This window comes from Amnibacterium sp. CER49 (assembly GCF_029846255.1).
Taxonomy (GTDB): domain Bacteria; phylum Actinomycetota; class Actinomycetes; order Actinomycetales; family Microbacteriaceae; genus Amnibacterium.
The window spans coordinates 1,086,136-1,097,952 of record NZ_JARVWQ010000001.1 but is presented as its reverse complement, the minus strand read 5'-3'; the positions used below and the strand labels follow the sequence as shown (position 1 = coordinate 1,097,952).

At 70.6% G+C, this 11,817-nt stretch carries 10 protein-coding genes; 7 read left to right on the top strand and 3 right to left on the bottom strand.

From position 1 onward, the window contains the following. Nucleotides 1-795: an IclR family transcriptional regulator gene (locus tag QDR37_RS05190; RefSeq protein WP_279712530.1), complete on the bottom strand. Its 795-nt coding sequence runs from the start codon at nucleotides 793-795 to the stop codon at nucleotides 1-3. A gap of 147 nt (nucleotides 796-942) precedes the next feature. Here QDR37_RS05190 and QDR37_RS05185 point away from each other — a divergent pair, with 147 nt between their 5' ends. The 5 genes from QDR37_RS05185 to QDR37_RS05165 all read left to right on the top strand — a co-directional run bounded on the left by QDR37_RS05185 (nucleotide 943) and on the right by QDR37_RS05165 (nucleotide 6,787). Next, entirely contained in the window at nucleotides 943-2,307 is a 1,365-nt protein-coding gene (locus tag QDR37_RS05185; RefSeq protein WP_279712529.1) for a hypothetical protein, read from the top strand. Between the two features lie 104 nt (nucleotides 2,308-2,411). Continuing rightward, on the top strand, nucleotides 2,412-3,611 hold the full coding sequence (locus tag QDR37_RS05180) for an ABC transporter substrate-binding protein (RefSeq protein ID WP_279712528.1): 1,200 nt from the start codon (nucleotides 2,412-2,414) through the stop codon (nucleotides 3,609-3,611). Between the two features lie 85 nt (nucleotides 3,612-3,696). Next, nucleotides 3,697-4,644 carry a sugar ABC transporter permease gene (locus tag QDR37_RS05175; RefSeq protein WP_279712527.1) on the top strand — a complete coding sequence of 316 codons (948 nt, stop codon included), beginning with the start codon at nucleotides 3,697-3,699 and terminating at the stop codon, nucleotides 4,642-4,644. Between the two features lie 68 nt (nucleotides 4,645-4,712). Next, nucleotides 4,713-5,480 carry a carbohydrate ABC transporter permease gene (locus QDR37_RS05170; protein ID WP_279712526.1) on the top strand — a complete coding sequence of 256 codons (768 nt, stop codon included), beginning with the start codon at nucleotides 4,713-4,715 and terminating at the stop codon, nucleotides 5,478-5,480. 35 nt (nucleotides 5,481-5,515) lie between these two features. Then, on the top strand, nucleotides 5,516-6,787 hold the full coding sequence (locus QDR37_RS05165) for an FAD-dependent oxidoreductase (RefSeq protein WP_279712525.1): 1,272 nt from the start codon (nucleotides 5,516-5,518) through the stop codon (nucleotides 6,785-6,787). A gap of 246 nt (nucleotides 6,788-7,033) precedes the next feature. Here the strand turns inward: QDR37_RS05165 and QDR37_RS05160 are convergent, their stop codons facing one another. Further along, nucleotides 7,034-8,062 carry a zinc-binding dehydrogenase gene (locus QDR37_RS05160; protein WP_279712524.1) on the bottom strand — a complete coding sequence of 343 codons (1,029 nt, stop codon included), beginning with the start codon at nucleotides 8,060-8,062 and terminating at the stop codon, nucleotides 7,034-7,036. 372 nt (nucleotides 8,063-8,434) lie between these two features. Here QDR37_RS05160 and QDR37_RS05155 point away from each other — a divergent pair, with 372 nt between their 5' ends. Further along, the gene (locus tag QDR37_RS05155) at nucleotides 8,435-9,439 is read left to right on the top strand and encodes a sugar phosphate isomerase/epimerase (protein ID WP_279712523.1); all 1,005 of its coding nucleotides are present in this window, start codon (nucleotides 8,435-8,437) and stop codon (nucleotides 9,437-9,439) included. 30 nt (nucleotides 9,440-9,469) lie between these two features. Beyond that, nucleotides 9,470-10,495: an aldose 1-epimerase family protein gene (locus tag QDR37_RS05150; protein WP_279712522.1), complete on the top strand. Its 1,026-nt coding sequence runs from the start codon at nucleotides 9,470-9,472 to the stop codon at nucleotides 10,493-10,495. 350 nt (nucleotides 10,496-10,845) lie between these two features. Here the strand turns inward: QDR37_RS05150 and QDR37_RS05145 are convergent, their stop codons facing one another. Further along, nucleotides 10,846-11,670, bottom strand: a complete 825-nt coding sequence (locus tag QDR37_RS05145) for a sugar phosphate isomerase/epimerase (protein WP_279712521.1) — start codon at nucleotides 11,668-11,670, stop codon at nucleotides 10,846-10,848. Nucleotides 11,671-11,817: the final 147 nt, after the last annotated feature.

Here is an 11,817-nt window from a genome sequence, read left to right as displayed (position 1 = left end):
TCACGTCGCCGCCGGGGCTGCGACGTATCCCAGGTCGGCCGACAGCGACCTGCCGGCCTGGATGAGCGCGGTGCCGATCTCCTGCAGCCGCGAGTAGGGCATCCGGCTCTTCGGGCCGGAGATGCTCATGGCGTAGTCGGGGCGCCCCTGCTCGCCCGCCACCGCGACGCCGACGCAGCGGAGACCTTCCTCGGACTCCTCGTCGTCGATCGCGTAGCCGCGGCTGCGGATCGCGGTGAGGTCGAGACGCAGCGCATCCGGCTCGGCCAGCGTGCTGGGGGTGTAGCGGACCGGGTTGTACCGCCCGAGGATCCGGTCGACGTCGGCGTCCGGGAGCGCCGCGAGGAGCGCCTTGCCCAGCGCGGTCGCGTGCCAGGAGTCGATACCGCCGGCGGGGACGCCCTTGCGCATCGGCCGGCGGCTCTCCACGACCTGCAGCACCATGACCTGGTCCTGCTGCCGTGCCGCGAGGTTGATCGTCTCGTCGAAGCGCTCGTGCAGCTGGTCGATCACGGGCGCTGAGATCCCCACGATGTCGCGCTGCCGGATCGCCGAGGCGCCGAGGGTGAAGAGCGAGAGCCCGAGCCGGTACAGGCCGGTGACGGGATCGCGCTCGACCAGGTCGTGCGTCGCGAGGCTGGACAGGTAGCGCAGGGCGGTCGACTCGCTCAAGCCGGTCGCTCGAGCGACACGGTCGAGGGAGCTGTTGCGGGACGCCTCGAGCGCCTTCAGCACCGCGACGGTGCGGGTGACCGACTCGAGGTTGTAGTTCTCCGGGGCGGCGCGGGCAACCATCGCAGCGGCACTTCCCTTCTCGTGATCCGTGGCCCGACGGCGGCGACCGGCGGGCTTGACAAGGCCTAGGCCACTCCTTATGGTGACACGGCGGTGCCACTGAAAGAAAGAGTGATTTCACTCAGTGCAAGCAAGGGGGAGGTGACGATGGAGTTGTCCGGACAGGCGGTGACGCGCCTCCGTAGCGCGGCCGCCAGGGTGGAGATCACCCCGCCCATCGGCATCGCTCTGCACAACTGGGGCTACAGCCCGTACTCGACCGCGACCGGGGTCCACCGGCCGCTCTTCGCGTCCCTGTGCGCGTTCGACACGAACGACGGGCCCGCGCTGCTCGTGAGCCTCGACCTCGGCTGGTGGATGGACTCGCGTGACGAGGCCCTCCTGCGGCAGGCCCTCGCCGCTGCGGCGAACCTACCCGACGAGCGGCTCATCGTCGCGCTCACGCACTCGCACGCCGGGCCCTCGCTCTCCCGCTCCGACGCCGACCGGCCGGGAGGCGAGCTGATCGCCCCCTACCTGGACGGTCTCGGCGCCTCGCTCGCCGGCGAGGTCCCCGGGCTCCTCGCCCGCCTCGAGCCGAGCATCCTCGAGTGGTCGTACGGCAGGTGCGGCCTGGCGGTGAACCGCGACCTCTACCTGGCTGACGAGCGCCGCTTCGTCGTCGGGGCGAACCTCCAGGGGGACGCGGACGACACGTTGCTGGTCGGACGGCTCACCGCGGAGCGGAGCGGCGAGACGATCGCCGTCCTCGTGAACTACGCGGCGCACCCCACGACGCTCGGCGGCATGAACCCGCTGCTGTCCCCGGACTACCCCGGAGCGGCGCGGGAGCTCGTCGAGCAGGAGACGGGCGGCGTGTTCGTGTTCCTCCAGGGAGCCTCCGGCGACCTGAGCCCTCGGCGGCAGTACGAGAGCGACCCCGCGGTGGCCGACCAGAACGGCAAGGTCCTCGGTCACGCGGTGCTCAGCACGCTGGCCGGCATGCCCCAGCCGGGCACTCGCCTCGAGTACCGCGGGACGATCGAGTCCGGCGCGCCGCTGGGCATCGTCGACGCCGTCGCGGCTGACGAGTTGAACCGGTGCAATTTCACCCGGTTCCACGTCACCCTGGCCACGCAGCACAACGACCCGCCGGCGAGCGGCGAGCCGAGCGTGCAGGCCGACCGCGAGCTGCGGGCGCAACGGATCAAGGCGAACGCCGCGGGGAGCGACATCGACTTCCCGGTCACCGCCTGGGGGCTGGGGCCCGCCCTGGTGTTCGCCTACCCGGGGGAGGCGTACTCCAGCCTGCAGCAGTCGCTGCGGCGCACCGTGCCCGACCGTCCCGTCCTCGTCGTCAACCTGGCGAACGGGGCGCACCAGGGCTACCTGCCGTCCCGTGAGGCCTACGACCAGGGCCGCTACCCGGCGTGGCAGTCACCCCTCGCGGCCGGGAGCCTCGAGCGACTCGAAGCCGCGTGCCTGGACCACCTGAACCACCTCTCCAACAACGACGAATCGGAGCAAGGATGAACCACCGAAGGACGCTTCCGCGTCTCCTCGCAGCGGCAGCCGTTCTGGCGGCGGGCTCGCTCTCGCTCTCAGGGTGCGCAGGGGGCGCCGGGTCCTCGGGCCCGGTGACGCTCACCATGTGGCTGAACGGCGACTGCCCCAAGAGCAACTGCGTCGAGGCGCCGCTGATCGCCGGATTCGAGAAGGCGAATCCCAAGATCAAGATCAAGCTGGTCTCGCAGCCGATCAGCTCCTACTTCCAGGCGCTGAAGAGCGCGTCGGTCACGCACCGCGGCCCCGACATCGCGAACATGTGGCCCGGCGGCTACATGACGCCGTTCCTGCGGTACATGGCGAACCTGAACGACTTCGTGCCGAAGTCGGACATCAAGCAGTCCACCTCCACGAAGTACTACGCCGTCAACAACGACGTGGCGAAGGCGGTCTACGCCGTGCCCACCGGGGACCAGTGGTACGTCGGCTTCTACAACAAGAAGCTGCTCGCGGACAACGGCATCTCCGCGCCGCCGCAGACGTGGGACGAGCTCTCGGCCGACTGCAAGACGCTGAAGAGCAAGGGTGTCCTTCCCATCGTCAACGGTGCCGAGTACGGCGCGTCGACGATGGGGCCGCTGCCGGAGTTCTCGTACATCGCGTCGACGCTGTCGCCGGCGGACTGGAGCGGTCTGTACAAGGGCACGGTCAAGTACTCCGACCCGCGGCTGCAGTCGCAGCTGCAGAAGTGGGCCGACCTGTACAAGGCGGGCTGCCTGAACAAGGACGCGTTCAACTTCCCGGATCCGGAGAGCAAGTTCGAGGCGGGCAAGGCCGCGATGTTCCTCGCCAGCGGGTCGTGGGAGGTCGGCAACCTCACCACCAAGATGGGCTCGAACGTCGGGCTGCTGGTGCCGCCCTACTCGCCCACGCCGCAGCACACCCTGGTCGAGACCGCCGGCTCCGCCTACGCGGTGATGAACTACTCCAAGCACGAGGCCGAGGCGGGCAAGTTCGCCGCCTACATCCTGAGCGACGCCGGGCAGAAGATCATCGCCAAGTTCGGGCTCCCGCCCACCCGCCCGGGCTTCAAGACCACGAACCCGCTGATGAACCAGCTGAGCGCGATGAGCGCCGACCCGGCGACGCAGCTCTACCCGATGTTCGACAACTACACACAGCCCGGAGTGACGAACGCGTTGACGAGCAAGCTCCCGCAGGCGCTCGTCGGCCAGGTTCCCGTCTCCCAGGCGCTCGGCGCGGTCGACGCCGCGTTCGCGGCGCTCCCGAGCTCCCAGAAGAACGTGAACGTGAACCTCGCCCGCAAGTGAGACGAAGCGATCGCACCCCTGGCCACTCCGCCCGCCCTGCAGAAGGGGCGGGCGGAGCGGCCCGGCTCGACGGAGGAGGGCCGCGGTGATCGACACCGCTGGAGCAGAGCAGGTGGTCCGCGCCGACGCCCGGGTGGCGCCCGGCCGCCGCCGGCGCAAGGGGATGTACGGCCGGTCGGCGCGTCGGAGCGGGGTGCTCTTCACGCTCCCCGCGCTGGTCCTCGTGGTGCTGTTCGCAGTGATCCCGCTGCTTCAGGCCGTCTACTACAGCTTCACCGACTGGGACGGCGCGGTCGCGAACTGGGTCGGGCTCAACAACTACGTCAGCACCGCGCTGAACCCGGACCTGCAGCGCACCCTGCTGAACAGCCTGTTCATCCTGCTGTCGATCCCGGTCGGGATGGTGCTGCCGTTCGCGACGGCCTACCTCCTCAGCAGCGGGATCCCCGGTGCCCGGCTGCTCCGGATCCTGATCTTCGCGCCGACGGCGTTGTCGTGGGTCGTCATCGGACTCGTCGCCCGCAGTTTCTTCGCCACCGACGGCGTCGTGAACCGCCTGCTGCAGCTCATCGGCCTCGGGCAGCTCGCTCTGAACTGGCTGGCCCTGCCGACGCCGGCGCTCGTCGCGGTGCTCATCACCTTCAACGCGGCGGTGTTCGGGGTCAACACGGTGATCTTCCTCGCGGGGCTCGCCACCGTCGACCGGTCGATGGTCGAGGCCGCGCGCGTCGACGGCGCCTCCGCGGTGCGCATCCTGATGAGCGTGATCCTCCCGGCGATGCGACGATTCGTCGAGTTCGTGTTCGTGATCACGGTGGTCGTGTCCTTCACCGGGCTGTTCGCGCTGATCTTCGTCATGACCGGTGGTGGCCCCGGGGCGTCCACGACCACGCTCGAGTTCGCGGTGTGGCAGACGGCGTTCTCGAGCGGTGACTTCGGGCTGGGGGCCGCACTGGGGCTGCTGCTGCTCCTGCTCACGCTCGGCGTGATCGGTCTGGTGCGGCTCTTCGGTCGATCGGGGGATGAGGCATGAGCGCAGCGTCGGTGCTGAACGGGCGGCGGTCCTCCAGGCGGGGGGATCCCGGCAGAAGGGCCGCTGTCGTGGCCGCGACGGTGGCCGTCGGCGCGGCGGCGGCCCTCTCGCTGGTGCCGTTCGCCTTCCTCGTCATCGTCTCGCTCCAGCCCTCACCGGACGACGGTTCCTCGCTCTGGGTGCAGCTGTTCACCCGCGTGCCGATCGGCCAGTACATGCTCAACTCGGCGATCGTGTCGTTGGGCTCCGCGCTGATCGTCCTCGTCGTGAGCTGCGCAGCCGGCTTCGGGTTCGCGAAGCTGCCCTATCCCGGAAGCAGGCTCGCCCTCGGGCTCGTGGTGGCGGCGATCAGCGTGCCGGTCGCGACGACCATCCTGCCGAACTACCTCAACCTGTCGAACTTCGGAGGAGTCGGGACCTATTGGGGACCGACCCTGATGTACGCGGCCGGCGCGACGCCGTTCTCGACGATCCTGATGACGAACTTCTTCCGTTCGCTGCCCGACGAGCTGGTCGAGGCAGGGGTGGCGGACGGTGCGGGCTACTTCAGGATCTTCGCCTCCGTGATGGTCCCGCTCTCCGCGCCCGCACTGGCCACGACCGGTGTGCTCGCCTTCCTGGGGGCCTGGAACGACCTCCTGATCGCGCTCCTGTTCCTGCCGGACCCGGAGACGCGCACGATCAGCGTCGCCGTCGCATCGCTGGAGAGCGTCCGCAGCTCGAACCTGGATCTGGTGCTGACGGGCTCGCTGCTGAGCGCGATCCCGCCGGTGATCGCCTTCGTCGTGTTCCAGCGCTACCTCGTCTCCGGCATCACCGCCGGCATCAACAAGTGAACGACCTCCATCCCTCGATCCCCGGAGACCCGACCATGAGCAACGACGTCGACATCGCCATCATCGGAGGCGGTGTGGTGGGGCTGAGCATCGCCTACGAGCTCGCGACGCGGACCGACCTGTCGATCGCGCTGTTCGACAAGGAGGGTCCCGGCAACGGGACGTCCGGGCGCTCCGCGGGCGTCATCTGCCGGCACGACCAGGGCCCGATCTACCAGCGGCTCAGCCTGGTCGGGCACGCGAGGATGCGGCGGTTCGCCGCCGACCACGGGTTCCGGTTCAGCACCTGGGGGAGCCTCTCGATCATCCGGGAGCCCGACGTCTTCCCCCCGACGAGCGACGTCCCGCCGGAGCTGGCAGCGGCGCCGTCCGGCATGTACGTGAGCGAGCTGCTCGGCCGCGACGAGCTGCTCGAGCGGTTCCCCTGGGTCGCTCCGGACGGCGTCCTCGGCGGGGTGTTCGAGCCGAACGTCGGCTTCATCAACCCGTACGAGCTGATCGACCTCTACCGTCGCCTCCTCGCGGAGCTGCCCACCGTCTCGGTCGACTACGGCAACCCGGTGCTCGAGCTGCGCACCGACGGTGGCCGGGTCACCGAGGTGGCGACGAGGCGCGGTCTCTGGCGCGCCGGGACGGTCATCAACGCGTCGGGCGCATGGGCCAACAAGGTCTCCGCCTTGGCCGGCACCAGCGTGCACATCACACCCCAGCGCATGAACGTCGTGCTGGCGACCGGCTACGACGACGCAGTCGGCGAGGTGCCGCTCCACGGCGCCCCGGAGATGCAGTGGGAGGGCGACGGCGTCTGGTGCCGGGGCGAGATCGGCGGTGCCGTGCTCTTCGGGCAGCACCGCGACAAGACCCGCCCGGAGAAGCCCACCGCCGACCCCGACTTCTTCGACAAGCTGCCCGACGCGGGCTTCGCGCCGTCGCTCGCGCCGCAGTTGGAGCGCTACTACCGGCTGCCGCGCAGTCGCGTCCTCGACGGGTGGACCTGCGTGTACGACACCTCCGACGACGGCTTCCCCATCCTCGGCCGGGACGCCCGCGTGACGAACCTGGTGCACGCCGTCGGGATGAACGGGCACGGCATGACGATCCACGCGGGAGTCGCCCGCTGCATCGCGGCGCTCGTCGTCGATGGATCGAGCTCGATCGACATCTCCGACGTGCTTCCAAGCGAGCGTGAGCTCGACTTCGCGATCCTCAGGCCGGGGCGGTTCGACGAGGGCGAGGCCCTCCGGCTGCGCGGCGAGAGCGGCGGCCACGGTGCCGCCGCTGAGCAGGAGGTGGGCGGCGGCGCGTGATCGCGCCGTCCCGCTGCCCGGTGCAGCCCGGCCCACGATCGCACCGCTGACCGTTCGTGGCCGCCCGGGTTCACCGGGCGGCCACGTCGTCGTGCGGTGGCCGCGCCGTCGACGCAGCCGGCACGGGTCGACGCCGCGTCCGGCCGCAGGAGGGGACGTCGATGCGCGTCCCGTGAGCGCGTCGGGGGCGCGAAACGCGACGGCCGAGCTCCTCGTCGAAGGAGCTCGGCCGTCGCGGGCGTCGGATCAGAGGTGCTCGCTGTCTCCGTGCGGGAGGAGGAAGATCTTCCCGCAGTTGCCGGTGTCCTGCAGGTCCATCGCGGCGGAGACCTCGTCGAGGTCCATCACGTCCGTGACCATCGTGTCGAGCAGGGGGCCGGCCTTGCGGATGGTCTCCCACATGGCGGGTGCGCTCGTGAGGTGGTTCCAGTGCCAGCAGCCGTGGATGTCGAGACCCGTCGGAACGAGCGGCGGCAGGTCCACATCGGCGCCCCACGCGACGAAGCTGATCTGCCCGCGTCGCCGCGTGCTCAGGGCGAGCGTCCTCGAGGCGCCCGGGGCGCCACTGGTCTCGACCGCGGCGTCGACCCCGCGCCCGTCCCTCGTGGCCGCGCGGATCTGCTCCACGACGTCGGCGTCGCGGGGGTCGAACACCTGCTCGGCGCCGAGCTTGCGGGCCAGCTCGGCGCGGAAGGGGTGGGTCTCGATGGCGAGGACCCGCGCCCCCCGCACGGCGCCGTGAACGATGGCCCCGAGCCCGACCGGGCCGCAGCCCGAGACGAGCACGGTGTCGAGCGCGTCGACCTGCATGCGCTCCATCGCGGTGAAGCTCGGGCCCAGACCGCAGCAGGCGAGGGCGCCGTGCTGGAGCGAGATGTCATCGGGGATCGGTGCCAGCAGCCAGTCCGGCTTCAGCACGTACTGCGCGTACGTCGCCGTGCCGTAGTCCTGCCCGGTCTCCGCCAGGACGTCGCGCGGGTTCTCGCAGTACATGTAGTCGCCGGCCGTGCACAGCCAGCACCTGCCGCATCCGTAGTGCGGCATGACCGCCACCCGGTCGCCGTTGCGGACGAGGCTCGAGGTCCCCGCGTCCACGACGATGCCGGCCGCCTCGTGCCCGAGCGTCGTCTCCGGCGGACCGCTGCGGCGGTGCTTGAACTCGGTGCACATCGGTGCGATCAAGATCTGCACCACCACGAGGTCCCCGTGCGCGCTCGGCCGGCTCTGCTCGAGGACACGTGCCTCGCCGGGTCCGGTGATCGCTGCAGCCTTCATCTGCGTGGTTCCCCTTCGAACGAGTGTCGCCGCTGTGGTGGGCCGGGTCGCGGCCGTCAGAACGGGTCCCTGCCACCACCGGCGAGACCATGCACGCCGACGGCGTCGCTCACCGTCAGGGGAAGGGCACCGGGCCGCGGATGGAGGCTCCATCCGTCCTGTTCACGAGCGACATTGATACGTAACAAGTCTTCCCGCTCGGAACGGTAGCACAAAGGCGCCGCCGTGATAACTTGCCCCGTCGGCCGAGCCGATCGTGTCCTGGCGTGCGTATCCCGTGCGTGCCAGGGGCGGCGATCGGCGCACCGCGGCGCCGTTCCGGTGCCCCGGGTCGCCTGGTCGACGGCCGCCGCAACGAAGGGGTTCCTCGCGATGACACGACCGATCACGCTCTTCACGGGCCAGTGGGCCGACCTGCCCTTCGAGGAGGTCGCACGGCTCGCCGGCGAGTGGGGCTACGACGGGTTGGAGATCGCCTGCTGGGGCGACCACCTCGATGTCCATCGAGCGGCGACCGACGACGACTACGTGGCAGGGCGCCTCGAGATCCTCGAGCGGCACGGTCTGCAGGTCTTCGCGATCGCCAACCATCTCGCGGGGCAGGCGGTGTGCGACGATCCGATCGACGAACGCCACCAGGGCATCCTCAGTGAGCAGGTGTGGGGCGACGGCGACGCCGAAGGTGTGCGGCAGCGGGCCGCGGAGGTCATGAAGGACACCGCTCGCGCCGCTGCCCGGCTCGGGGTCCGCACCGTCACCGGGTTCAGCGGTTCGTCGATCTGGAAGTGCGTGGCGATGTTCCCGCCCGTGCCCGACGCGATGATCCGGCGCGGGTACGAGGACTTCGCCGACCGGTGGAACCCGATCCTCGACGTGTTCGAGGAGGAGGGGGTGCGCTTCGCGCTCGAGGTGCACCCGTCCGAGATCGCCTACGACTACTGGACCGCCAGGCGGACCCTGGAGGCGATCGGCGACCGTGACGTCTTCGGCTTCAACTTCGACCCCTCCCACTTCATCTGGCAGGACCTCGACCCCGTCATGTTCGTGCAGGACTTCGCGGAGAAGATCTTCCACGTCCATGTGAAGGAGTCGATCAAGCAGCTCAACGGTCGCAACGGACGGCTGAGCTCCCACCTGGCGTGGGCCGATCCGCGCCGCGGCTGGGACTTCGTGACGGCCGGCCACGGCGACGTGCCGTGGGAACCCGTCTTCCGCACGCTGAACGCGATCGGCTACGAGGGCCCCACCAGCGTCGAGTGGGAGGACGCGGGCATGGACCGCCTCCACGGCGCTCCCGAGGCGCTCGCTCTCGTCAGGCGGCTGAACTCGATCGCATCGCCGGCCGCGGCCTTCGACGCCGCGTTCAGCGCCCGCTGACCGTGCTCGACGTCCGACCCTCGGTGCATCGTGCGCGTTGACGGCTCGACCTACACCCGGGCGCAGCTCGTCGACCGCGTGGGGTCGCTCAGTCAGATCGCCTCGGCGACCCCGGTCTCGTTCGAGGACGGCGCGGCGAGGGGCAGCCGGATGCTGGCGGTCCGCGTCGCCGGCGGGATCAGCTGCGACGTCCTCGTCGATCGAGGTCTCGACATCGGCTACGCGAGTGCGGGTGGCACACCCCTGTCGTGGCTCGCACCACGGGGGCCGGCGAGCCCGGCGTTCGCCGAGCACGGGGGGACCGGGTGGGCCCGCACGTTCGGCGGGGGTCTGCTCACCACGTGCGGCATGGCGCACGTGGGGCCTCCCGACGCGGCTCCCGATGGGCAGGGGCTGCACGGCCGTGTCTCCAGCCTCCCGGCGGAGGGCGTGACCTCCTCGGTCGTCTGGGACGGGGACGAGCCTGTCGTGGTGATCAGTGGAACGGTGGTGGAGACGACGCTCGTCGGCCCGACGCTCGAGCGCTCGCGCACGATCACGATCCCGGCGGGACGCCCCGAGCTGGTCGTGGAGGACGTCGTCACCAACGTGAGCGGGTGGCCGGCCCCGCACATGTACCGCTTCCATCCCAATCTCGGCTTCCCCCTCGTCAGGCCCGACGACGTGCTCGATGTGCCCGGCGCCGAGCTCCTGGGCTGGCGAGCCGACGCCCCTCCCCGTGACGAGACCTGGAACCGCGTGGCCGAGCCCCGGGCGGACGGGCGCGAGGAGGTGCTGTACGTCGGCGGCCGCTCGGCCCCGGCCACCCGTGCGCTGCTCCGGCGTGCCCCTGGGGCGGAGCCCTATCTCGAGCTCGACTGGTCTGCGGAGACGCTTCCCGTCCTCGTCGTGTGGAAGCTCCAGCGTGTGCGGTCCAACGTCCTCGCCGTCGAGCCGTCGACGGTCGAGGACGACGGCCGTGCAGCCGCCGAGAGGAACGGCCGCGTCATCATGCTCCAGCCGGATGAGTCGCGGACCTACCGGCTGCGTCTCCGCCTGGACCTCCGCGAGCGATGAGCGCGGTCGGACCTCGACGCTCTCGTCGAGGCGAGCCCGCCTGCTGAGTCCCCGCGCCGTGCCGCGAGGCGCGTCGCGCGGATCCCCTCGGGACGGGTTCCGGCGTCCTCCGCCGCGCCGCGCACAGCGCCGGGCACCCGTGACGGGGTCGCTGCTCGCTCGACGGGCCCGCGGTTGGCCCCGAGAAGGCGACGTGGCACACGGGAGCGGCTCGGACCGGTACGGCTGAGCGGGGCGCGGGGCGACCCCCGACGCCCGGAAGGGCGGCCGACGGGTCCTGATCCCGGCCCTCGGACGGCCGGAAGGCCGCGCGACAGCCCCGAGGGGGTCGCGCGGCCTCGATCAGGTGGTCAGGCTGCGTGCTGCGGCGCGCGGCCGGCGAGGACGTCCAGCAGCCGTGCCCGGCTCTCGACCACCTCGGGGTAGGGGTCGTGGTCCTCCGGCTCGTGCTCGATGCTGATGACGCCGCTGTAGTCGATGTCGCGGAGCGCCGCCACGCAGTCCGCGATGTCGACGATGCCGTCGCCGAGCGCGCAGGTCTCGTGCGCTCCGGCGGCGCGGATGTCCTTCAGATGCACGTGCTCCACGAGCGGGCCGAGCTCGCGCAGCGCCTGCGCCGGGTCGTACCCCTGCGTGGCGAACCAGCCCGTGTCGACGGTGGCGGTGATGAGGCCGTCGTGGTCGGTGCCGATCTTGTCCGTGAGCTCCTTGGGGTTCCGCTCAGGGTGGTTCTCGATGCCGAAGACGGTGCCGTACTCCGCCAGGATCGACAGGGTCGCCTCCCGGTCCGAGTACAGCAGCGGGGTGACGCCGCCGAGCAGGCGGGAGCCGAGTCCGAGGATCACCTCGTTGGCGCGACGGAACTCGTCGGGGGTCTCGCCGAAGCCGGCGCCGTAGCTGACCACGGTGACCCCGTGCTCCGACAGGACCCGGTTCGCGGCTGCGATGTGCGCGTCCGTCGCCCACTTGTAGCTGACCATCGCGCTCCAGATGTCGACATGGTCGAATCCGGAGGCGACCACCTTGCTGATGAAGGCGTCGAACCGCTCCTCGAAGGTGGCGATGGGCGAGTAGTAGGCGGTCGCCGCCGCGTCTCCCTCGCCCCACCCCTTCGTCATGTTCCAGCCCAGCTGCTCGGCGACCACGTTGGCGCCGTTGAAGGAAATCCTGTCCATGCTTCGTCTCCCGTTGTCGGTCCCGCCTGCTCTGGCGACGACATCCTCGCGTTCCGCGACGTGTGAACCGGTTCAACATAGCCCTCGGCGAGTTCGCCGGGCAAGCGCGGAAGGAGGTCGCAGCGGCGTGCGGGTCGCGCTCGCGTC